Origin of the sequence: Ligilactobacillus agilis (assembly GCF_025311475.1) — a bacterium.
Lineage (GTDB): Bacteria > Bacillota > Bacilli > Lactobacillales > Lactobacillaceae > Ligilactobacillus > Ligilactobacillus agilis.
On the sequence record NZ_CP104397.1, the window covers coordinates 1,974,958 to 1,997,532 of the forward strand.

At 43.9% G+C, this 22,575-nt stretch carries 19 protein-coding genes; 7 read left to right on the top strand and 12 right to left on the bottom strand.

Going from position 1 to position 22,575, the window contains the following annotated elements:
* Position 1: 1 nt before the first annotated feature.
* The 3 genes from N4597_RS09880 to N4597_RS09890 all read right to left on the bottom strand — a co-directional run bounded on the left by N4597_RS09880 (position 2) and on the right by N4597_RS09890 (position 6,714).
* Positions 2–910, bottom strand: coding sequence for a sensor domain-containing diguanylate cyclase (locus N4597_RS09880; protein ID WP_260903728.1), 909 nt, complete (start codon positions 908–910; stop codon positions 2–4).
* Positions 911–937: 27 nt separating this feature from the next.
* Positions 938–3,979, bottom strand: a complete 3,042-nt coding sequence (locus N4597_RS09885) for an EAL domain-containing protein (RefSeq protein WP_260903730.1) — start codon at positions 3,977–3,979, stop codon at positions 938–940.
* Positions 3,980–4,596: 617 nt separating this feature from the next.
* On the bottom strand, positions 4,597–6,714 hold the full coding sequence (locus N4597_RS09890) for a putative ornithine decarboxylase (protein ID WP_260903731.1): 2,118 nt from the start codon (positions 6,712–6,714) through the stop codon (positions 4,597–4,599).
* 222 nt (positions 6,715–6,936) lie between these two features.
* Between N4597_RS09890 and N4597_RS09895 the strand changes: the two genes are divergently transcribed.
* The gene (locus N4597_RS09895) at positions 6,937–8,394 is read left to right on the top strand and encodes an APC family permease (RefSeq protein WP_094130720.1); all 1,458 of its coding nucleotides are present in this window, start codon (positions 6,937–6,939) and stop codon (positions 8,392–8,394) included.
* A gap of 91 nt (positions 8,395–8,485) precedes the next feature.
* On the opposite strand, the gene N4597_RS09900 is transcribed toward N4597_RS09895, so the two are convergent.
* The 9 genes from N4597_RS09900 to N4597_RS09940 all read right to left on the bottom strand — a co-directional run bounded on the left by N4597_RS09900 (position 8,486) and on the right by N4597_RS09940 (position 17,127).
* The gene (locus tag N4597_RS09900; protein ID WP_260903734.1) at positions 8,486–9,199 is read right to left on the bottom strand and encodes a GGDEF domain-containing protein; all 714 of its coding nucleotides are present in this window, start codon (positions 9,197–9,199) and stop codon (positions 8,486–8,488) included.
* A gap of 927 nt (positions 9,200–10,126) precedes the next feature.
* The gene (locus N4597_RS09905; RefSeq protein WP_204783840.1) at positions 10,127–10,861 is read right to left on the bottom strand and encodes a DUF1129 domain-containing protein; all 735 of its coding nucleotides are present in this window, start codon (positions 10,859–10,861) and stop codon (positions 10,127–10,129) included.
* An 18-nt stretch (positions 10,862–10,879) separates the two neighbouring features.
* Complete coding sequence (gene ychF, locus N4597_RS09910) at positions 10,880–11,980, bottom strand: redox-regulated ATPase YchF (protein WP_089144425.1); 1,101 nt, start codon at positions 11,978–11,980, stop codon at positions 10,880–10,882.
* An 18-nt stretch (positions 11,981–11,998) separates the two neighbouring features.
* Complete coding sequence (locus N4597_RS09915) at positions 11,999–12,187, bottom strand: DUF951 domain-containing protein (protein WP_050611616.1); 189 nt, start codon at positions 12,185–12,187, stop codon at positions 11,999–12,001.
* Between the two features lie 12 nt (positions 12,188–12,199).
* Positions 12,200–13,063: a ParB/RepB/Spo0J family partition protein gene (locus N4597_RS09920; RefSeq protein WP_260903737.1), complete on the bottom strand. Its 864-nt coding sequence runs from the start codon at positions 13,061–13,063 to the stop codon at positions 12,200–12,202.
* A 9-nt stretch (positions 13,064–13,072) separates the two neighbouring features.
* Positions 13,073–13,924: a nucleoid occlusion protein gene (noc, locus tag N4597_RS09925; protein WP_056976695.1), complete on the bottom strand. Its 852-nt coding sequence runs from the start codon at positions 13,922–13,924 to the stop codon at positions 13,073–13,075.
* A 12-nt stretch (positions 13,925–13,936) separates the two neighbouring features.
* Entirely contained in the window at positions 13,937–14,668 is a 732-nt protein-coding gene (gene rsmG, locus N4597_RS09930; protein ID WP_170091011.1) for a 16S rRNA (guanine(527)-N(7))-methyltransferase RsmG, read from the bottom strand.
* A 149-nt stretch (positions 14,669–14,817) separates the two neighbouring features.
* Positions 14,818–16,251 carry a nicotinate phosphoribosyltransferase gene (locus N4597_RS09935; protein WP_260903740.1) on the bottom strand — a complete coding sequence of 478 codons (1,434 nt, stop codon included), beginning with the start codon at positions 16,249–16,251 and terminating at the stop codon, positions 14,818–14,820.
* A 117-nt stretch (positions 16,252–16,368) separates the two neighbouring features.
* Positions 16,369–17,127, bottom strand: a complete 759-nt coding sequence (locus N4597_RS09940) for an NUDIX domain-containing protein (RefSeq protein ID WP_172586109.1) — start codon at positions 17,125–17,127, stop codon at positions 16,369–16,371.
* Between the two features lie 113 nt (positions 17,128–17,240).
* Here N4597_RS09940 and N4597_RS09945 point away from each other — a divergent pair, with 113 nt between their 5' ends.
* The 6 genes from N4597_RS09945 (at position 17,241) to N4597_RS09970 (ending at position 22,541) form a co-directional block, all read left to right on the top strand.
* Complete coding sequence (locus N4597_RS09945) at positions 17,241–18,008, top strand: alpha/beta hydrolase family protein (RefSeq protein WP_204773645.1); 768 nt, start codon at positions 17,241–17,243, stop codon at positions 18,006–18,008.
* 250 nt (positions 18,009–18,258) lie between these two features.
* A complete protein-coding gene (locus N4597_RS09950; protein ID WP_192944921.1) occupies positions 18,259–18,918 on the top strand; it encodes an HD domain-containing protein in 660 nt (219 codons plus the stop codon).
* Positions 18,919–18,992: 74 nt separating this feature from the next.
* Positions 18,993–19,931 carry a LysR family transcriptional regulator gene (locus N4597_RS09955; RefSeq protein WP_260903748.1) on the top strand — a complete coding sequence of 313 codons (939 nt, stop codon included), beginning with the start codon at positions 18,993–18,995 and terminating at the stop codon, positions 19,929–19,931.
* 161 nt (positions 19,932–20,092) lie between these two features.
* Positions 20,093–20,971: a metal ABC transporter solute-binding protein, Zn/Mn family gene (locus N4597_RS09960; RefSeq protein ID WP_260903750.1), complete on the top strand. Its 879-nt coding sequence runs from the start codon at positions 20,093–20,095 to the stop codon at positions 20,969–20,971.
* A gap of 113 nt (positions 20,972–21,084) precedes the next feature.
* Positions 21,085–21,741, top strand: coding sequence for a metal ABC transporter ATP-binding protein (locus tag N4597_RS09965; protein WP_056976703.1), 657 nt, complete (start codon positions 21,085–21,087; stop codon positions 21,739–21,741).
* On the top strand, positions 21,741–22,541 hold the full coding sequence (locus N4597_RS09970; RefSeq protein WP_050611627.1) for a metal ABC transporter permease: 801 nt from the start codon (positions 21,741–21,743) through the stop codon (positions 22,539–22,541). Before N4597_RS09965 ends, N4597_RS09970 begins: the two co-directional genes overlap by 1 nt.
* Positions 22,542–22,575: the final 34 nt, after the last annotated feature.

Below are 22,575 nucleotides of genomic sequence, written 5' to 3' on the forward strand. Positions count from 1 at the left end.
CCTACCTACGTTTTTGTTTGTTAAGATACATCCGCTGGTCGGCAAACCTTAACAGTTCTTCCCGGTCGTTAACCTCGGAATAGACTGCCCGGCCCATTGCCAACTCCAACTTGCAGGAGCGCTTTTGAATAAATTCAATCTCGGCAACTGCCTGGTGTAACTTATTTTCAGCGTCCTTGATATAGTTTTGGTTCCGGTCTTGGTGGATAATGACAAACTCATCGCCCCCGATGCGACAAGCGACCCCGGTATTCCCAGTCACCCGTCTGATGCAGGCAGCCACGCGTCGTAAGACTTCGTCACCAAAGCTGTGGCCGTACGTATCGTTATACTTTTTAAAGCCGTTAATGTCGATAAATAGCAAGGAAAAGTCAATCCGGTTGCGCTCGTACTCATCCTCGTAACGAGCAATCGTCCTCACAAAGGCCCGACGATTATACAGCCCCGTCAACGAGTCCGTGTAAGCTAAAGTCTCTAGGTAATGTTGCTCGCGTCCTTCTTGGGTAATGTCCTTGAAGTAACCCAACAAACCTACGATTTTGTCTTCAACGTAGATTGGTTTTTCGTTAACCACAATCTTGCGCCACTGTCCCTTAGCGTAGATTGACTTTTTATAGTTATGAACCGCAATTCCATCTGTCAGTAAGGCATTTTCAACCGCGATTTCTTCGCCTGAGCCTAAGCGCCAGTCAAATTCTTGGTCGGCCTTCCCACAAATCTCCTCAACCTCAGTTAAACCAAAATAGTGGAGAAAAGCTTGATTACAGCCCAAATAACGTCGCTGTTTATTCTTCCAAAAAATACATAAATCGGCCATTTCAATCAAGTTATCTAGGAGAATCTCGTCAGAGATAACGGGATCAAGCCCGGTCTTTAATTCCCCAGGTTGTTCATTTTTTTGACACCGCATCTCGCCTTCCCCCTTTCTCACACCAACTTAAACTTCAAACATCTTGGTTAACCGACTGTGTCCATGCTTATCCATCTGCATCTTACGGTCGGCTTTTCTGAGCAATTGTTGGGTATTGTCCACTTCTGAGAAGAGGGCGGTCCCAACTGAAGCAGATACCTGGCAAGGTTTGTTACCAATTTGATGAATATCTGCCACCGTTGCCCGGATTAGTGCTTGTAACTGACTAGCATCGCCTAAATCCTTAACCCGCTTTAAGAGTACAAACTCATCGCTGCCAATTCGGCCAATAACACAGGACTTACCTAGGCGATTTCTAAGTACGTAGGCAACCTCTGATAGCAGGCGGTCACCATAGCTGCGCCCGTTCTTATCGTTGAAGTCAGTAAAGTTATCAACGTCTACGTAAGCAATCACAAAGTCGGCCTTACGCTTAAGGTACATTTGCTCATACTCTAAGAGGGCATCCATTAAGCCCCGCCGGTTTAAGATTCCGGTTAAAAGATCGGTGAAGGCTAGGTTTAATAAGCCCTTGCTATCCCGACTCTCCATGGTAATGTCGATAATGTAACCCATCAAGCCGATAATCTTGCCCTCGGTATCATAGATTGGACTCTTAGAGGTAGCAATATTTCGCAGACTCCCATCAACAATCATGGTGCCTTCGCGGTTAACGACTTGTTCACCTTCGGTTAACACCTTTTCGTCTTCATCAATTCTAAAGTCAGGGTTTAATTCCCAACCTAGTTCTTCTTCCCGCTTACCAATTAATTCCTGCTCAGACTTTAGTGAGTTATAACTGAGGTAGGTTTGGTTAGCCCCGATAAAGCGCCGGTCGGTATCCTTCCAGTAAACTCCAAATTGAGACATAGCTAGTAAGTTAGCCCATAAGATTGCGTGGGAAATCTTACCGTCACTATCGCTTAGGACGTCTTTTTTAATAGCCATTTGCCCAATTAACTTCAAACTCTTCTTAGCATCAACATCAAAGACACAGGACAAAAGCATCCGGTTATTGTTAAGCGGGAATGGCACTATACAGTAAAGTTTCCAACAGTAGTGACCATTTTCATCCTTAGTCCGCAAATACTCGGTGATATACTTCTTGCCCCCCTCTGCCTTAATCCGTTCTTCCATGGTATTTTCATCATAAAATTTTCTGAACTTGGCAATATCGTCAGGGTGAATGTTTTCTTGGGCGTAGTTGTCAACTACCTCTTTAACCGCACCGCCCCGTAAAATTGAGGAAGTGTGCATGTTATTGCGGTAGAGGTTTTCAACCGTTCCTTCGCTTAGGTTAATTAACTCAACCCGATCAAAGAGTGAGTAGATAAAGCGCATGGCCTCTTCGCGTTTCTTACTGCGAGCCAGGTTCCTATTTTGGGAGAGGTTAGCGACTTCCAATAAGAAGGCAGTCGAATTAGCATCTTGGTCGATGTAACGCACGCTGATATTAGCGTAGTTACCATTCATCACAAAGTCGATTTCAGAAACTTCCCCCGTCTGGGTGGAATTTTCCAGCAAGCGATTAATCTGCTTATTAATGTTTGAGTTAGTGTCGTTAAAGAGCTCTTCACATTCCTTAATAGATTTAACGCCTAAAGTCCGAATTAGTTTAACAAACCCAGGGGTTGCCTTTAAGAAGCGGTAGCTACCATTACGCAGCTCGGCGATAGCTAACGGCAAGCCTTGGTCTAACTGCTTTCTACGTTCGTAAGAGAATGGATTGCTCCCCTTTAGGTCAATTCTGTCAATCGCATCGTAATAACTCCTGTTAGTGAGTTCTTCGTTGCCCCGCCGCTTAGCGGTCATACTCTCCCAGATTTGTTCTAAAGGAGCCGGCCGGTTAAAGAAGTAACCTTGACCCATGTCACAGCCGATACTCTTCAAAAATTCCCACTGTTCTTTGGTTTCGACTCCTTCAGTGACAGTCCGAATCCCAAGTTTTTTAGCCATCGACACGATTGAGGCAATGATAATATGGGCATTTTCATTCTTTTCAAAATCAGCCAAGAATTTCACATCTAGTTTCAAGACGTCAAAATCATAATCCTTTAAGACGTTAAAGGAAGAATACCCACTCCCAAAGTCATCTATCCAGACTTGGTAGCCATTTTCTTGAAACTTAATAATTCCGTCCCGTAAGAAGTTGCCCTCTTCATTTAAACCTGTTTCAGTAACTTCGATATGCAACATATCCTTAGGAACGTCATACTTTTTAATTAAGCGTTCAACTTCTTCATAAATATCACATAAGCTAAAATCAAGCCGGGATAAGTTAACCGAAACCGGCACCGTTGCCAGGTTAGAATCTGCCAAGGAGTACTTGTAAGCCCGGCAAACTTCTTCAATCACAAAAATATCTAGCTTATGAACCAAGTGGGCTTGTTCTAAGACCGGAACAAATTGGCCCGGTGAAATAAAGCCATAGTCAGGGTCATTCCAACGCACTAACGCTTCTAGGCCACAAACATCATCAGTTAAGGCCCGAACGATTGGTTGGAAGTTCACCTTGATGTGCCCACTAGCTAAAGCGGTCGGGAATTGGTCGGTAATAAACCGGCGCAACCATAAATCCCGTCCCATCTCGTTAGTGTAAAAGCAGTAACTAGCATCATACTTATGCTTAATGCTGTCACAGGCAATCTTAGCTCGGTCACAGCAAACACTAATATCAATATCATCATCTGGTTGCAAGGTGTAAATGCCGGCTTTGACGTTGACACTCATCTGGCCAAACTTGGCATTTAAAGTTGCAACAATTGTTTTTGTTTTAACCAACGCTTCGCTATTACGCGCTAAAATTACAAAGTGATCGGAGCCAAAATAAGCCACATGGCGGTTATTAAACTCGTCGTCAATCGTTTTAGCCATGAACTGTAAAACTTCATCGCCAGCACTAAAACCCATGATTTCATTGTAATTTTTGAAATTTTCAATATCTAAGTAGATAAAAGAAACCCCTTGCGCCCGTAAATCAGTGTTCTCTAAGGTTTGGTGCGCCACTTCGCGAAAGCGTGAAATCGTTAATAATCCCGTTAACTCGTTAGTTTGATTATTCTTTGTCATATTAACACTTCCCATCAACACTTAAACTGTACACTTACAAAACAGTTTATCACTAAATTTATGATACTATACTTCTTTTCTCTTTTCAGCCTTAAGCCCTTGGTAAGGGATTTGCCTCATACCTAATAATTTCTGAAAAAGCATCTTTCCGAGAAATAACGTTCATTAAACTCAAAGCCAAATTGCGTCTAGAAGTAGTTCTTATCTTCCAGCGAGCGAATCAGGCTACGACCATGTTAGTCACAGCAACTGTTAATATTCTTCAATTTCGCGCTCAGAACCTAATTCGATAATTTCAAAAAACTCGTTCACCCCAATTCAGACTAGGATTCAGCCTAAATTGAGTAATCTTTAAGTACTAACTTTATTATAGCAAATTGAAAGCGATTTGCTAGCGAAAATCTTGCTTTCAGAAAAAATTATCCAACTAACAACATTAGAAACAAATAAAATAGTAGAGCTATTACTCTGCCCCTAATTTTAAACTTTGAGCTGGTAAATACAAGTTGCAAACAACTTTATTTTAAAAGCGTCATTTTATAAAAAAGGCTGTCTAGCTAGATTTTTCCTAACTAAACAGCCTCTTTTTTAAGACCAGTGCTAATTATTAAATTTTTCTAATCATCATCTAAAGCAAAGCCTTCAACTGCTAGGTGATTATCAGCCTGCTTGGTAATGTAAACACCTTGAATCTCTGGATCAAAACCGGCAAATTGCTCCATCGCTCCCACCAAAGCTTTGAAATAATCAATGTCTAACTGCTGCCAGCGTTCGCCCGGTGCGACAATAAAGACCCCTGGTGGATAAGGAAGGGCCCCTTCCAAGGCGACCTTTCCCTTCAAATCATCTAAGGAAAAGAGGCGCCCCTCATTTTTCATGAACAGGGCATCTGCTTTTTGGGGCTTAGCGACAAATCCTGTTAAATCAGGCTTTAAAAAGAGGGCTTGTTGCAGGCGGTTAATCTTTAACTTCGCGTAATATTCGTGCATCTCTTGGCAAAGCTGGCGCAACCCATAGCCTTGGTACCTACCATTAGTTTGTTCAACCAAACGGGGCAGCACTTTTTCCAAAGGCGCATCCTCCAGGTAGAATTTTTCAAATTGAAGGTAAGCTTCTAACAGGGTCTGCATATTCAAGCGGCTCTCCCCTGGGGTTAACAAGAAGAGGTTAGAGTATAAGTCAGATTTGCCCGCAATTATCCGCCGCTCAGTTAGGTAGGCCCCAACAACCGGTCCGGGAATACCACTAGCCTCGTATTCACCCGTAGCCAGGTTAACCCCCGGCGTTTGGATTGTTAACTTCAAGGGACTCAAAATTGCTTCACCTAACGCAGCCTTATTAAACCCGTGCCAACTTTCCTTAGGATCTAACTGCCAGTACTTGCGGTCGCTTGCCAATACTTCGGTGGGAATCTCACTCCACTTTTGCCCTGCTACCTGCTCAGGCACCAGTGGCTTAAAGAGCTTAGAGCGTTTAAGTAGCTGCTTTCTAAATTCAATGCCTAAGCGCAAGGTTTCTTCCCACCAGGCCTTATTTGCTTGGCCGTCAGCAAGGTAGGCATTCACCGTCAGGGAAGCATAAATTGGGTAAGAGTAACTAGTGGTTACATATTTAAGGTAAGCATTATTGAAATGTTTATGGTCCACATACCGCTTTTGTCCCCTAAGGTGGTGGTCCTTCTTTAAAATTTGGGAGGTCTGGGCTAGGCCGGCCTGTTGCTTATGAATTGACTGGGTGACCAAAATTCCCGGTGCGTCCGGGCCATATTCATAATTTAGGGGAGAGAGGTCCGCCATCAAGTCGACAAATTGTTCATAGCCACCCCAGGCACAGTCAAAGAGGACGTAATCACACAGCGACCCCAACTTTTCTAACAACCAGCGGGCATTATAAAAGACCCCGTCATAGGTTTCCAACTGCAAAACCGCCAAGCGAAATGGCCGGGGGTCCTTAGCTTTTTTGGGCGCCACCTTGGCAATTTGAGCGCGAATCTTGGCCTCATCCAAATCAGCCGCCACCAAGGGGCCAATCAAGCCTAAGGGGTTGCGGTCCGCGCGTAAGTAAACCGGGGTCGCACCCGTCATGACTAAGGCACTATTATAGAGGGACTTGTGGTTATTGCGATCAAATAAAACCAAGTCGTCTTCTGCTAATAAAGCACTGGCACAGATAGTGTTAGCACTTGTAGTACCGTTAGTACAAAAATAAACCTTGTCAGCGTGAAAAACTTGGGCGGCCTTTTGTTCCGCAGTTAGCGGAGTCCCCCCGTGAGTTAAGGTATCCCCCAGTTCAGGAACGGTGTCGCTAACATCGGCGGTTAACATCTTGTACCCAAAGAAACGTTTAAAGACCATGCCGGCCGGGTGGCGGTCATAGAATTGCCCGTTGTGGTGGCCTGGCGTGGTAAAACTGGTTGGCTTTTCGTCCGCAAAGTTAATTAAGTCGGTTAAGAAAGCTGGTACCATTTCATTTTCATAAGCCTGGGCTTGCCTTAAAACTTCCTTAGCTAAAGTTACTGCCGAAGTCTGCTTGTCTCCATAGATTACCGGGATATCCAAGTGTGCTTGTTGTTTAAGAAGTTTTGCTTGCGCCCGGGCCACCAAATCACTGGCCTCTACTACGATAGCGGCTAGGCCCGCCGGTGCCGTCACCGCTTCAAGCGCTACTCTTTTGTAAGGAGCCAAATCTAGCTGGCTAAAGTCGGCGCTAACTGCTATTTCTAAGTATTTTTCCATTGCCATCTACCTTTTTACATTTTTTCTTTATTCTAGCACACTTCTTTCTGAAAAAAATCCTAGTTTTTCACTAGCAATTTTCAGGCAAATCGTCTAAACTTAAAAAGTTGTTAACAATTTTAAGTTTTTCTTTAGGAGGGTCGGCCTTGTATTCGAATAAGCATCCTGGTCACATGGTTAACTACTAGCTTAAAAAGTTAACTATGAAAGGGATTTATTAAAGTGAATAATTTAAACGCAAACTCATTAGAGCCACAAAGAAAATATACACCTTGGCTCATCATTGCCCTCTTAGATTTTGTAACGATTATCAGTTTTGAAAACATCTTCTACCCGTTCCAAAATCAAGGGTTATCTGTTGTTGTTTCTTGGATCTTTATGTTCTTCGCCTACGTTATTCCCTACGAACTGATTACTAGTCAGTTAGGATTAACCTTCTCCAACCAAGAAGGGGGACTGGCCTCGTGGATTCGCCGGGGAACTAAAAGTGACCTCTTGGGTTACGTTACCTCATGGATGTACTGGGTGCAAACCATCCCCTACTTAGTGGACGTTTCTAACTCGGTCATCGTCTCCATCAGTTGGATTATCTTAGGGGATGCTTCCTTGGGCAAGCACATGTCAACTACAACTTTCGGCCTGTTAACCTTCGTCATTATTTTAGCCTTTATTCTGTTAGAAAATGCCTTTAGAAACTCACTTGAGATTCTGTCTCTTATCGGTGGGGGGGCAATGTTTATTATGTCCATGCTCTTTGTTTTAATGACGGGTTACGCCTTGACTCACGGTGCACACATCGCTACCCAACCGTTCAACCTTTCAGCTTTCAAGCCTAACTTTAGCTTGCACTACTTCTCTACCACCGGTTTATTGATTTTCGCCATGTCTGGAGCAGAGTTGGCAGCGCCATACATCATTCGCTTGAAGAATCCTAAGGTGGAATTTCCTAAGGCAATGTGGGCTTTAGCTATTATGACCGGGTGCATGACCATCTTCGGGACACTAGCTTTAGCGGTCTTCTTTGACGCTAACCACATTCCTCACGACTTTAAGATGAACGGTCCTTACTATGCCTTCAAGTTATTAGGCCAAGAACTAGGCTGGGGTAACGTCTTAATGTATGTCTTCGCCGTTGTTCAAGCCTTCTTCATGCTAGCTCAGTTGGCCATCTTAATCGATGCCGCTAGCCGGGTCTTTGCCGGAGATGTTCACGAAAAGTACATGCCAAGCTGGTTGCTTAAGAAAAACAAGCACGGCCGTCCAATTCACTCCTACACTTTGACAGCCGGAATTAGTTTGGTCCTCTTGCTTTTAAGTGGCACCTTGCCAAATATCAATTCCATTTACAACTGGTTATTAAACCTTAATGGGATTGTTTCTCCATATAAGACTTGTTGGGTCTTCGTTGCCTTCCTTGCTATCCGTTGGCAACAAAACTCCTTTAAGTCAGATTACATCTTCATTAAGAATAGAAGTTTTGCCTTGGCAGTTGGTTTCTGGTGCTTCCTCTTTACCTTTGTCTGCGCCACAATGGGCTTCATCCCTCAAGACTCAGCCGTAGGTTCAAAACAATTTGACCATGAATTGATGATGAACTTCTTCTTTGTCTTCTTACTCTTCGGAATGGGCTTTATCATGCCACTTCTTCGTAAGTTAGAAGATAAGAAAAAGCAAGCTTAATATAGCGTTAGCCCCTGCTTTGACGTAGGGGCTAATTTTTTAGCCAAAAATAGGCTGCGGCCTGAAGTCAACTAACTTCAAGTCACAGCCTTTAATTTTCATAACTAACTTCAATCCGGGCCCGGCCTAAGTTCTTAGCTTGGTAAAGGGCGTTATCAGCTTTTTTCATGGCACTGGAAATTCCAGCTAACTTACCTGTCGAGGCAATCCCACCAGAAAAGGTTAGCTCTACGGACCGTCCATCTTCTGTTTGATAGCGGGCCTTTTTTAATTCTGCTTGGAAGTTTAAAAAATACTCTTTAACTCGTTCCTGCTTCATCTTAGGCATAATCACACAGAACTCCTCACCACCAAAGCGGTAAACCAAGGCGCTATCATCAACCTTGGTGTGGGTATAGTCCTCTAGACAAGTACCAAAGTATTGCAACACTCCGTTACCTTCCAAGTGACCGTAGGTATCATTAATCTGCTTAAAGTGATCGATGTCAAACATGATTACGTTGTAGTCTTGGCTTGAACCACTTAAGCGTTTAATTTCTTTCCCATAAGCTTCGTAGTTGTATAAACCAGTTAAAGCGTCATGTTCTTCGTTGTAACGGGCCCGTTCAAAGTCCCGAGCTTGTTTTTCCTTAACCGACGAGTAGGTTGTCACCAAAAACTGCATCAGTAAGGAACCCATAGTCACAAATAAAATGTAGTTGTTTGTAATCGTTTGAATCATGAAGTAGCCGTAAAGCCAAATCCCCATCACGTTTACAATCACCGCAATAATGGTATAGCGGAGAAATTCATTGATTCTGCCCACTCTAACAAACTGTCAATCACAAATTGACCCACGGTGATTAGACAAGTTATAATCACCATTAAACTGAAGTTGGTTACCGCAAAATCTGCTAGCCCGTTCGCATAGTAGTACAAAAAGTACACTAACGGCGTGGCCACACTCGTCGCCAAACTTAGTTTCCGGTTAATATAATAGTTGGTCATCGGCATCGAAAAGATGTAAAAACACGCACTTCCAATCGCGCTCTGGCCAAGCATCACTAAAATATACTGGAAGATTAACGATAATAAAAACGATACGCTAAACCTTGTTACCGGTCGCGTTCGTAATCCCACAATGTCTGTTAAGATTACAAATTCCGTATACACGAAACTGATCACTGCAACAGGCAATAGGAACACGATAATCATAAAATCATGCACAACAAACCCTGCCCCTTCCTACTTTTATCGCAAAGCATCTCTATATATTGATTATGCTTAAAAAAGCACCCTAAACAAAACAAGACGGTTTTTTAAGGCTTATGGCTAGCTAAGCCACCTTAAAAACAGACTAAAAACCAATAATCAAGATTACTCTGGGGCCCTATCAATCCCTCGCTGCCTACAGCTTTTCCAAGTAATTTTTCTCATATTCCTATATATACATTTTAGCATAAAGTATAGTGCAAAACCAAAAATAACTAAACTATTTCTGAAAACAACCTATAAGTTCCATCAACTTATATATACAAGTGTATAATTATAAGAAACTTTATCTTAGTCGCATAGTTCTAACTATCTTTTGAACTTGTCTAACATGTATATACATTTTAAGCTAAAATATATTATACACTATTTTCATTATTTTACACAACCCTTTTTTGTTTTTTTAATCGCACTCCCATAAAAAAATCCGTTTTGCGGATAAATCATTACCCGCAAAACGGACGCTTAAGTTTGTTAATTATTACCGAAAGACGCGTTGGAAACCAAGCTTGCCCTTTAAGTAGTAACGAACCCCAAAACCAACTACCGCTAAGATAGCGTAGATAATTGGGCTCAAGACCACGTTAATTGAAGCTGGAATTAAGGCGACTAAGTAGAAGACAACCATCCAAACTGCGATTAAGGCTATTGTAGATAAAATCATATGCACCCACTTGTGCTTATGCTTGTTGAGGTTTTCCGGTAACATAGCCGTGTAGAAGTAGGCTAACCCCACCCCGGCAATTACTGAAGTGGTTAATAGGGTGATCCACCCGCCACTTGCTTGGGTTTGAGCGTTGCCCCCGAAGAAGCCCATGAGTGAGTACATTGCACAGAAGAGGATAAACATAATTAAGCCGTTATCCAAGGCCACCACCCAAAACTTTTGATTTTGCGCTGGGGCTGCTTCTTTCTTAGCCGGACCGTCGACTAATTCCTTAGCCTTTTCTTGAACCGGACCGTATAACTTGGTAGCCGTATACCCTTGTTTTTGAACCTTCTTTAATTCTTGATACATAGTCTCTAGGATGTCATTTTTCTTTTCGTAATCCATTCCCCGTTCATCCAAGGCCTTATCTAAATGAAAGAGGTAGTCTTCATTTCGCTTGGTCAAGCCATCGAACTTACCGCCCCTGACAGTTACTTCTTGTTCCCGCACTTGGGCTTGTTGTTGGCTGGCCGCTTGATTTTTTTCACGATTTGTTTGCTCTGCCACAATGGTTTCCTCCCTTACTTAGACGTTAAATCTAAATTCAATAATATCGCCATCTTGAACCTGGTATTCTTTTCCTTCAGACCGCAACCGACCGGCTTCACGGACCGCCTGCATACTACCGTATTTATCTAAGTCTTCAAAGGAAACTGTTTCTGCCCGGATAAAGCCTCGTTCAAAGTCTGAGTGAATTATCCCTGCCACTTGAGGAGCCTTCATCCCTTGCTTGAAGGTCCAAGCCCGGGTTTCTTTGCCACCGGCAGTAAAGAAGGTAGCTAACCCTAAGAGCTTGTATGAGGCCTTGATTAAGCGATCTAAACCTGATTCCTTAACCCCTAAGTCTTCCAAGAAGAATTGACGTTCATCTTCATCTAATTCGGCAATTTCTTCTTCCGTCCGGGCAGAAATAGCTAAGGCCTGTGCCCCTTCAGCTTCAGCAAATTGCTTTACTTCTTGGTAATACTTGCTTTCCTCTGGATTAGCAATATAGTCATCAGAGATGTTTGCCACGTATAAAACTGGCTTAGAAGTCAATAAGAAGAGACCCTTAACAATCTTTTTTTCTTCATCATTGAATTCGATTGACCGCACGGCTTTACCTGCTTCTAGGACGGGCTTAATCTTCTTAAGTACTTCAAACTCAGCCACAGCGGCCTTATCTTTAGTCCGCGCAACCTTTTCCACCCGCGCATACCGCTTGTTGATGGAATCAAGGTCGGCTAAAACCAATTCTAAGTTGATGGTGTCGATATCTTCTAGGGGCGCCACCTTATTAGCAACGTGGGTAATGTTATCATCATCAAAGGCCCGTACAACGTGCACGATAGCATCAACCTGCCGAATGTTTTCTAAGAACTTATTTCCTAGTCCTTCACCCTTACTTGCACCCTTAACAATCCCCGCAATATCGGTAAATTCAAAGGTGGTGTGAATAATCTTAGCGGCTGGAATTAATTCATCGATGCGTGCCAACCGTTCGTCAGGAACTTCCACCATCCCCACATTAGGTTCAATTGTCGCAAAGGGATAGTTAGCCATTTCGGCCCCTGCCTTAGTAATCGCGTTAAATAAAGTTGACTTACCCACGTTAGGTAAGCCGACAATTCCTGCAGTTAATGCCATCTTTTCTGTCACTCTTTCTTAATTATTTTCTGCTGTCTCTAGCACTTTCTTCATTTTCTTTTCAAATTCCCGCCGGGGCAGCATGATGAGGCGGCCACAACCTGTGCACTTAATCTTAATGTCGGCCCCTAATCTGATAATTTCCCAGCGATTAAGGCCACACGGATGTGGTTTCTTCATTTCAACGATATCATGTAAATTATACATTAAAAAGCCCCCTTAATCTAAACTTATCTGCAAAATCTCTAAAATTCGGTTAAAATCCTCGGTGGAATAATAGTCTATCTCAATTTTACCCTGAGCTTTTTTCCCCTGGGGCTTAACCTCTACCTTGGTCCCTAATTTCTCCGCTAACAGCTGAGCTGTTTCTTGATAATAAAGCGCGTATTGATTAGTTGCTTTAACTGGCTTAGGCTTTACCTTGTTAGTCCCGTTAAGCTTAGCCACTAGCTCCGTTAGCTGCCGGACCGTCAAGCCTTCACTCACCGTTTTTTGGGCCAGTTGCGCTAACTTGCTCTTATCGTTTAAAGATAAGAGGGTCCGGGCCTGGGCCATCGAGAGCTCACCGGCTCGCAGGGATTGTTTTACCTTGGGGGGTAAGCCTAACAAGCGGAGGTAATTAGCGATATAGGGTCTTGACTTTCCCAAACGCTTGGCTAGCTGGGTCTGGTTTAAGTGTAATTTTTCCATTAAAGTCGCGTATGCTTGTGCTTCTTCTAAAGGATTCAAATCTTCGCGTTGCAAGTTTTCCACGACCGCAATCTCCATCATTTCTTCATCACTGATGGTGCGGATAATAGCAGGAATCTGTTTTTGGCCGGCCATTATCGAGGCACGAAAACGTCGTTCACCCGCAATTAGCTCGTAGCCCTTTACCTTGGAGGGCCTAACAATCACCGGTTGAAAAACCCCCGTCTTCTTAATTGAATTAGCCAGTTCCTCTAAAGTGCCTTGGTCAAATACTTTTCTAGGTTGATAGGGGTTAGGCCGCAAATCGTCAAGGCTTAGCTTAACGACTTGATCATCCTTACCATTGGCCAGTTGGGCTAGCCACTTACTATTGAGTGCTTGTTGCTCTACCACTTTGACCACCTACTTTTGGTCGGAGCCATCCAGGGGAATTTCAATGATAATCCGGTGAACCCCTGGAGCATCTTCTTCACTGGTCGTTACCTTTAAGCCCGTGTCAGTTACCATTTTAACCGACTGCCTAATGGTATTAAGGGCAATCTTGACGTCCTTAGAACTTCCCTTAGTCCTAGCCTTAGCCTTCTTTTTAGGTTGAGCCTTGACCTTAGGCGCAGTTATCTTGGCAACCAAAGCCTCTGTTTCCTTGACGGTTAAGTGGCCTTCTTCAATCTGCTTTAACAGCTCGACTTGTTGCTTATCGTCTAAACTCACCAAGGCCCGGCCGTGGCGTTCTGTCAATTTCCGGTTTAAAATTGCCCGTTGCACCCCCATGTTAAGCTTGAGCAAGCGCAACTTGTTAGCCACAAATGATTGACTCTTCCCGATTTCACGGGCTAGTTGTAACTGGGTTAATTGGTTTAACTCCATCAACTTTTGGTAGGACTGGGCCTCTTCGATGGCAGACAAACCTTCCCGTTGTAAGTTTTCGATTACCGCCATGGAGGCTGCCTGAGTATCATCCATCTTCTTGATTAAGGCCGGAATCTTTTCCCACTTAAGCCGGTTAACCGCCCGAAACCGCCGTTCACCCGCGATAATTTCATACTTCCCGGCTTCGTATTCGCGAACCACGATTGGTTGCAATAAGCCGTGCTCCGCAATGGTTGTAGCTAATTCGGCGATACTTTCATCGCTAAAGAGCTTGCGGGGCTGGTAGCGATTAGGAATAATCTTTTGGACCTCTAACTCGACAACGTCATTAACCCCTGGTTTAGCACTGACCTCTTTTTTCGATTTAAAAAATGAAAAAGCCATCCTAACTCCCCCTTACTTTGCTACTAATGGCTGCTTAGCAGGCGTACCTGCCTTACGTGGATATTTCTTAGGTGTTTCCTTTTTCTTAGTAATCACGATAATATGCCGCTCATCCCCTAACTTAGGAAGGGTTAGCTCAATATCTTGACTGAACTTTCCTCCGAGCGTGGCGATGGCATAGGTTGCTTCTGCAAGCTCACTTTCGGCCTTTTGGGCTTTAAGGGCTACAAAGCGTCCGCCTTTTTTAACTAAAGGTAAGCACAATTCGGACAAGACCGTCATTCGCGCAACTGCCCGCGCCGTCACAATGTCAAAGCTTTCCCGGTAAGGACTCTTTTTGCCGGCAAATTCCTCTGCCCGGGCATGGAAGAAGGCCACCCCCGTTAAATCCAGCTTAGCAGCTAACTCATTCAAAAAGTTAATCCGCTTGTTTAGTGAGTCAACAATCGTTACTTTAAGCTGGGGGAAAGCAATCTTTAGCGGAATGGATGGAAAGCCGGCACCTGCCCCCACATCACACAGACTTAACTCCTCTTTTCTGAGGTCTGTCACCGCAATCCCTGCTAGAATCGAATCATAAAAATGCTTTAGGTAAACTTCCTTTTCTTCCGTAATGGCAGTCAAATTTAAGTGCTGGTTAGTTTCAACCAAGAATTGATAGTAAATGGCAAACTGTTCTAATTGCCTTGCTGTCAACTCAATTCCTTGAGCGGCCAATGCTTGGCGGAATTCTTCTGGCGTCATAATTTTCCTCCGTAATTTTGTGAAACAAAATACGTTTCACAGGCTAGTTCTAGTGTAAGTGATTTAGCCGGTAAAAACAAGCTCTTAGCGCAAGCAAAAACGGTAGCACCCGCATAGACGCTACCGTTTTCTCAATTTTTTCTAGCTTATTAGTGCTTAGCCAGCATTTCCTTTTGCAAGGTGTTTAACTTACTTGTAACGTAGACTGGGAAAATAGCCGGGTTCATCAAGCGCTTAGTTTCAGCTGGTAATTCTTTTAAGGCAGCCTGGCTATTTGCTTGAATCTTAAAGACGTCACCTTCAAGTTCCTCTACCCGCTTCGTTCCCCTAAGCACCGGCCGTAATAATGGCTTAGCAATAAAGTCTTGCAGTACATGTTCTTTTTTGGTTGCCAGTGGGTCGGCCTTAACTACCGATAATGAGTGCCCCAACTTTTCGTCACGAAGGGCAATCACATCGGCAAAGGCTTGGCCAGAGGTATTATATAGCCGGTAAACTTGCTTAATCCCTGGCAGAGTCACCTTGGTCTTACTTGCGCTGACCTTAATCTTAGGTTCCACCTGCCCATCTTCATGCTTAACCGCACAAAGCTTGTAGACCCCACTTAACACGGGGGAGGTAGAAGAAGTAATCATCTTTTCACCCACCCCAAAGTTATCAACCTGGGCCCCTTCGTCAAGAATGGATTCGATAATGTATTCATCTAGGGCATTAGAAATCGTAATCTTAGCTTCGGTAAAGCCGGCTTGATCTAACATCTTTCTAGCCTTCTTGGTTAATTCGGTCACATCTCCAGAATCAATTCTAATTCCAATGTTAGCGTCCACACCCTTAGTCTTTAGTTGTTCAAAGACCTTGATGGCATTAGGGATCCCCGAGTTCAAGACGTCATAGGTATCGACTAATAAAGAACAGTTGTGGGGATTTTGCCGGGCCCAGGCTTCAAAGGCTGCTAGTTCGGTTGGGAAAGACTCAATCCAACTGTGAGCCATTGTCCCGGCCACCGGAATATTAAATTTCTTTCCGGCTAAGAGGTTAGAAGTCAACTTCGCCCCCCCAATAATCGTTGCCCGCGCCCCGTAAATCGAGGCATCTGGCCCTTGTGCCCGGCGGGCCCCAAATTCCATCACGGCCCGGCCCTTGGCTGAAGCCACGATCCGGCGAGCCTTAGATGCAATTAAGGTTTGGTGGTTAATCAAGTTAAGCAACATTGTTTCATATAATTGGGCTTGGATTAATGGACCTTGCACCGTAACCACGGATTCACCAGAAAAGACCGGCGTCCCTTCTTCAATCGTCCAAACCTCACATTGATTTTGAAAATCCGCTAAGTACGCTAAAAACTCTTCACTAAATAAGTCTAACTCCCGTAGGTAATCTAACTCACTAGCAGACAAGTGGAATTTTTCAACGGCTTCGACCGCTTGTTTCACCCCGGCAAGAACCACAAAGCTGCCGTTGTCAGGCAGGTTTCTAAAGAAGATGTCAAATACACCCTCTTCTTTTGGCAACTCTTGGTAAAAGGCATTTGCCATTGTAAATTCGTATAAGTCTGTAAGTAAAGCCAGTTTCTCTGGATTCATAAAAATTCTCCTCGGTTTCGATTAAAAGTAAAAATTACTTTTTTGAAAATAACCTGTTAATTTAATATATTGCTATTACCATAACAAAAAAACGCCTGCTTGACAAGCGTTTTCTTGCTATTCTAATTTTAAGCGGTACAAGCGCGGAGGCCGCCCCGGCCGACCAGCCGTGGCTATGCCGACGTCTTTTAGGAGGTGGCCGTGGGTCTTTTTGAAGTTAGAGTTATCAATTTGCTTGAGGGTCGTCATCAAAAAGGGGGCGTAGACGCTTCTGGCTTCCTTTAGGGTAAAGGTATTGCCCAGGATTAATAAGATATTGGGCTGATAGTCCAGCTTATTTTTTATCCGGGTAGCTGCTACCTGAAAAATCCACTCGTGATCAAAGGCTAGGTGGACTTGCCCACTAGCTAGTGGTTGGTCGTAGTAAGCCTGCTCCGTTTGTGCCTGGCTAGCCCAAAACAGCTTTTGGCCGCTGACTAGGCAGTATTTTTCTGCCTGGTAGCCAAACCGAAACCACCGGACTTCACTTGCGCCATAGCCAGCTCTAAGGGTTGGCATTTCCGGTAAAAAGGTCATGTAGGCCAAGGAAATAGCCCGTTCTTTTTTAGTCCGCTTAGGGTTGGTAAAGGTCGCCAACTGCTCCGTATGAAACGAGGCCAACTCTAGGCCGATTTTTTCCTTCACTAACCGCAAGGCCGCCTGGTCTGCACTCTCCTTGGTCCGCATAAAGGTTTCTGGCAGCGCCCACCGGTTCTTATAAGGAGCGCTAGCACGTTTGACCAATAGCAGGTAAACTTGTTCGCTAGCCCGGTCAAAACTCCAAATTAGGTTAACAATGTTGATTAAGGGCCGTTCTAATAATTCTACTCCTGCCATCGAATTTTCCTTCCTAACTTAAATTCTTACTTTAAGTATAACACAAGCTAACTTTAACCTAACTAATGCTATAATTAAGAACATACTACCCTGATTAAGAAAGGATCAACTTTATGCCTAGTTTTACTTTAAATGAACCAACCTTACTCCAAAACCCCCGCCTCCACTTAAACCTCCCCTACGCCTTCAAAAGCGAACGGGCCTTACGCTTACACCTCATCGAACCAGCAACTAGCAAGGGCCACTACCCACTAATTATCTTCTCTGCGGGGACAAACTTTACTAATGACGACTTGAGTCACTACTTTTATCCGCTCATGCAACTAGCCCAACAAGGTTTTGTCATCGCCTTAGTGGAAGTGCGCCCTAAAGACGTGGCCCCCTTTCCGGCCCAAACTAGCGACCTTTTCAGCGCTAGCCGTTACCTTCTTGGCCACGCCTACCAGTATCAAATTGACCCTTACCGCTACTTTTTGTGGGGTCACGGTGCTAGCGCTAGCTACTCTAGCCTTTTAGCTAGTCTAACCGCCACCAACCAAGCCTTCAATGATGAAGATTGCCGCATGCAGGCTTTAAACTACCAAGCTTGCATCTGCTTTGGCTTAACTAGCCTTAAACCCACCAGTTCTTACTTTGCTAACCAGTCAGCTGACTTATTTTCTTACTGGGGGAAAAGGGACCTCAAAGATAACTTATATATACAAGTAGGTTCAGAAGCTGACAACTTATTTTTAAATTTAGGTTTACTAGCTCACCCCAGTCAAAAAAAGAGTCTAGTTTACTATACCCCAGCTAAAAAAGCCCTTGATGACAGCTTTTTTAGTCCTTACCTAATAAATATTGTTCAAAACTTTCTTAAACAAAAAGTTAAGAAAAAATAACTTTTCGTTATTTTTCATATTTTGTTCACAAAAAATTCATATTTTCTTCACAACTTTATTTTATTGTATATACATACCTAATAACAAACAACAAACAAACTTTTCATTTACTCCCCCTAAACAGTAAGTGAACCCATCAAATCAGACATCCTAAACTGATTTGATACATATTCCTTTTTCTCCATGGCTTCCCGGTCATGGAGTTTTTTTGTGCTATAATTTTGGATAAGATTAACCAAGGGGGCTTTCCATGAACTCACAAGCACAATTAACCACCATCAAAACCTTCGCTAAAAGTAAGTTAGCGGCTGATAAAACCGGCCATAATTTTGACCACATCCAGCGGGTAGTTAAGCTAGCCAACCGCTTAGCTAAAGCGCAGACCAAACCAGTAGATCTAACCGTAATTTTAGCGGCCGCTTACCTCCATGACACAATTGACGACAAGCTAGTCGCTAGCCCCAAGCAGGCTGTCAGTGAAGTTAGAAAATTACTCGCCTCCCTAGCATTTAGTTCCGCCCAAAGTGACGAGATTATTCATATCATTACCCACATGTCCTATGCTAGCAACCTGAGCGCAAAACAAACCTTATCTTTAGAGGGGCAAATCGTCCAGGATGCCGACTGGCTAGATGCAATCGGAGCCATCGGCATTACCCGGGCCATCTACTACGGTGGAGCTCACGGTGAAAAGATCTACGACCCAGAAATTTTACCCCGAACCCAGTTAGACAAGGCGAGCTACCGGAATTTAGCTGACGAGACCATCATCAACCATTTTTACGAAAAGCTCTTTAAACTGGCTGACATGTTAAACACCCCGCAAGCACGCGCCCTCGCTGCTAGCCGCCAACAAGTAATGAGGGACTTCGTGGCTACCTTTAAGGCAGAGTGGGACGCTGAGGCCTAGGGCAATAACCTTGCCTATTTATTCCTACAAGTGCATAATGTAATTAGTTATTTTACAAGAAAGGGGCCAGCCTTATGCGCTCGTTTGAAAATGATCAACAATTTATCAAAATTATCGAAACCATCATCGAGTACGGTAGTGTCAGCAAAGCAGCCGACTACCTTTTTATTTCCCAACCTTCTTTAAGTAAGAAGTTAAAACAATTAGAGCGTGACTTAGGTGTAACCTTGATTGACCGTAAGCATCACCCCCTTCGCTTAACCGAGGCCGGTGAATTCTATCTGACCAACCTCAAACGATTAACTAGCCAATACGAAGCCGTCTACCACGATTTAACCCGGATGGCTAGCTCTAACCACGGCCAGTTAACCTTAGGGGTCACCCAATCGTTAGGACAAAAGATTTTGCCCCTCATTTTGCCCCAGTACCACAAAGTTTATAACGACGTTAACATTCAGATAGTGGAAGATACCTCTGAACACAATGAAGAGCGATTGATTCACGCTAAAATCGACCTCTACTTGGGAATTTTGCCGATTTTCCGCTCTGATGTCCACTACGAACAACTGGCAAGCGAGCCGGCTTACCTCCTGGTACCGCAAAGCCATCCCCGCTACGTTGCCGACCAACCTAAGCAAAAGCTCGCCTCAGTCAAGGACATTCTCCCGTTTGTAACTGATTTTCCTTACATCAGCGCTTCTGAAAACGTCGGTTTCCAGCGGCTGATTACCAATACTTTAGCCGAAAACGGCATTACCCTCAAACACTTCTTACGTTGTAGCAACCTGTTGACGATTGCTCAATTAGCGGTTAGAAACCTTGGCTGTACAATTGTCCCTAAATCAGTTGCCAATAAGGTTAAAAATATTCAACCAGCTAACTATTACGAGCTGCCGGTTGACGATTTAAGCTATAAGTTAGTCATCGCTCATAAAGAAAACGAAGAGCTTACTGCTCAGATGACCGCCTTCATCAAGATGGCTAAAGGCTTAGGTGACCGCTTATTAGCCTAATTTTTTTAAATAGTAATCGGGACACTCCTAGCGCTTAGTTAGTGACCTTTGCCAAACTAGCTAAATCGTAATCGCCTGTCAGGCCTACTCTTTAAGGCTTGACAGGCTTTTTGGTCTCCGTTACCATCTAAAGAGTAATCATTACACATAAGGAGAAAACAATGTCTATTTCAAAAATCTTCAAAGCATTCTTAGCCAGCCTCACTCTCTGCCTAATCTTGGGCTTAAGTGCCTGTGCTAAGAATCAAACCCAAACAAAAGCTGACCAACTAAAGGTTGTAACTACCACTGACTTTTACGGTGAAGTCGCTCAAGCGGTACTTGGCTCACACGGCAAGGTCACCCCGATTATCACTAGCCCTAGCGTTGACCCCCACGACTACGAGCCAACTACCAAAACGGCCAAACTGGTTGCTAAGGCTGATTTAGCCATCTATAACGGGCTTGAATATGATTCCTGGATTAAAAAACTTGGTGCTAAAAAATACCTGACCGTCGCTTCGGTTACCGGGGCAAAAATTGGGCAAAATGAACACTTATGGTACCAACCGCAAACCATGTCCAAACTAGCCTTAGCTTTGGCCAAAGAGTACGGGCGCTTAGACCCTAAGCACAAGCAAGATTACCTAGCTAACGCTAAAAAATACCAGGCTAAATTAGCTCCCTTAACTAAAATGGTCGCCCAAATCAAGACTAAATCCCAGGGGCAAAAAGTGGCTGTTAGTGAACCTGTCTTTGACTACTCTTTAGAGGCGATGGGCTATCATATCACTAATAAGCACTTTGCTATGGCCGCCGAAGAAGAAACCGATCCTTCTTATACCGATATTAAGAAGCTGCAAACGGCCATTAAAAATAAGGAGATTGCCTTCTTTGTACTTAACACTCAGTCTGATAGCAAGGTGATTACTAACATGGTCAAATTATGCCAGGAGTACAAGATTCCGGTGGTGAAGGTGACTGAGACCCTCCCTGCCCACCAAAATTATGTTTCCTGGATGAAGAAGCAATACCAACAAGTTCTTACTTTACAAAAATAGTTTTTAAGCCAAAAGTCACCCACTTTTGGCTTTCACTTTTGCCTGCCTAACCAAGCTAGGCTATAATTAATAATATTATTTGGAAGAAAGGACAGGCGTTTAGCCCGATAATTATGGATTCGATTTTAACAGTAACCAATTTAGACTTAGATATTCCCAAGCGCCGGCTGTTTAATCACCTTAGCTTTGAGCTACCAGCCCATAAGCTAACCTGTATCACCGGCGAAAACGGGGTGGGAAAAACTACCCTAGTTAAGCACCTCCTGGACGATTTAGCCCGCAAAAATCAAAATCACGTCAGCTTTCAAATCACCAGGGAACAAGTCCAATACGTGCCTCAGTTAAGAAACATTGACGATGAATACCCCCTTAGCATTTACGACTTCGTGGCCCTGGGATTTAAAAAGCGCATCCTACCTTGGAACTCACCCAAGATGAAAGCTACCTTAAATCAGATTTTGGCCGAAACCAACCTCACTAAAATCAAGTACCAGCCCTTGGGCCGCGCATCCGGTGGCGAAAAACAGCGGGCCTACTTAGCTCAAGCTTTGTGTGCTAACCCCGAGTTGTTGATTTTAGATGAAGCTACCGCCAGCTTAGACGTTGTCAGCAAGCACGAGTTGTTGAAACTACTAACCAACATCATGAAGAAGCGGGGCTTAACCATCCTCTTCATTACCCATGACCCAGAGCTAATTGAGCAATACGCTGACTACGAATTACACTTGGCCAATCAAACCGGTCACTTAATTAAAAGGGGGCAAGCTTAATGTTTTACTATGCTTTTATGCGTTATGCCTTCACGGCGGGGATTTTTATCGCCTTAATCTGTGCCTTCATGGGGGTCTTTGTCGTTGCCCGGCAAACCTCCTTTTTCACCCACACCCTCTCCGAAATCGGCTTTTCTGGCGCTTCCTTTGGAGTCTTCATGGGAATTTCACCCCTGTTGGGGATGTTAACCTTTACCTGCGCTAGTGCGATTTTGATTGGCTTTTCCGGGGAAAAATTAGGCCGGCGGGAAGCGTCAATCAGCGTATTTTCTGGACTGTTCTTAGGGTTAGGAATTTTATTTTTATCCCTGTCAGACCAGCAATCCAGTTACGCCACCAGCATCCTCTTTGGAAGCATCGTTGGGATTGACGCCCATAACCTCCACACCCTAATCGGCTTGAGTTTAGTCCTACTGGTGACAATCTTTTTCATGTTCAGACGCCTGGCCTATAACTCATTTGACGGGCAAGGGGCCGAATATAATCAGCGCTACAACCAGTTGGTTTCCATTGTGTTCTTAGTGCTCTTGGCCCTAACTATCAGTGTCACCGCCCAAATTGTCGGTTCACTTCTAATCTTTGTCTTACTAACGATTCCGGCTTCGGCAGCTAAATATTTCGCCCACTCGCTTAAAAAGATGATTGGGCTCACCTTCATCTTTGCCCTAACCGGCATTTGGCTGGGCCTTTACCTTAGTTACCTTACTGATTGGCCGGTCAGCTTCTTCATTACCGCCATCGAGGCCATCATTTACGGGGGCGCTATTTTTAAAGAACAGCTAGCCACTGCCCATAAATAAGCACTAAAAAAGAGTTTATTGCGAAAATTTCTTC

Excerpts from the sequence above, each read along its gene's own strand:
- N4597_RS09880 (WP_260903728.1), bottom strand. The coding sequence starts at position 910 with ATGCGGTGTCAAAAAAATGAACAACCTGGGGAATTAAAGACCGGGCTT.
- N4597_RS09885 (WP_260903730.1), bottom strand. The coding sequence starts at position 3,979 with ATGACAAAGAATAATCAAACTAACGAGTTAACGGGATTATTAACGATT.
- N4597_RS09890 (WP_260903731.1), bottom strand. The coding sequence starts at position 6,714 with ATGGAAAAATACTTAGAAATAGCAGTTAGCGCCGACTTTAGCCAGCTA.
- ychF (WP_089144425.1), bottom strand. The coding sequence starts at position 11,980 with ATGGCATTAACTGCAGGAATTGTCGGCTTACCTAACGTGGGTAAGTCA.
- N4597_RS09915 (WP_050611616.1), bottom strand. The coding sequence starts at position 12,187 with ATGTATAATTTACATGATATCGTTGAAATGAAGAAACCACATCCGTGT.
- noc (WP_056976695.1), bottom strand. The coding sequence starts at position 13,924 with ATGGCTTTTTCATTTTTTAAATCGAAAAAAGAGGTCAGTGCTAAACCA.
- rsmG (WP_170091011.1), bottom strand. The coding sequence starts at position 14,668 with ATGACGCCAGAAGAATTCCGCCAAGCATTGGCCGCTCAAGGAATTGAG.
- N4597_RS09935 (WP_260903740.1), bottom strand. The coding sequence starts at position 16,251 with ATGAATCCAGAGAAACTGGCTTTACTTACAGACTTATACGAATTTACA.
- N4597_RS09940 (WP_172586109.1), bottom strand. The coding sequence starts at position 17,127 with ATGGCAGGAGTAGAATTATTAGAACGGCCCTTAATCAACATTGTTAAC.
- N4597_RS09945 (WP_204773645.1), top strand. The coding sequence starts at position 17,241 with ATGCCTAGTTTTACTTTAAATGAACCAACCTTACTCCAAAACCCCCGC.
- N4597_RS09950 (WP_192944921.1), top strand. The coding sequence starts at position 18,259 with ATGAACTCACAAGCACAATTAACCACCATCAAAACCTTCGCTAAAAGT.
- N4597_RS09955 (WP_260903748.1), top strand. The coding sequence starts at position 18,993 with ATGCGCTCGTTTGAAAATGATCAACAATTTATCAAAATTATCGAAACC.
- N4597_RS09960 (WP_260903750.1), top strand. The coding sequence starts at position 20,093 with ATGTCTATTTCAAAAATCTTCAAAGCATTCTTAGCCAGCCTCACTCTC.
- N4597_RS09965 (WP_056976703.1), top strand. The coding sequence starts at position 21,085 with ATGGATTCGATTTTAACAGTAACCAATTTAGACTTAGATATTCCCAAG.
- N4597_RS09970 (WP_050611627.1), top strand. The coding sequence starts at position 21,741 with ATGTTTTACTATGCTTTTATGCGTTATGCCTTCACGGCGGGGATTTTT.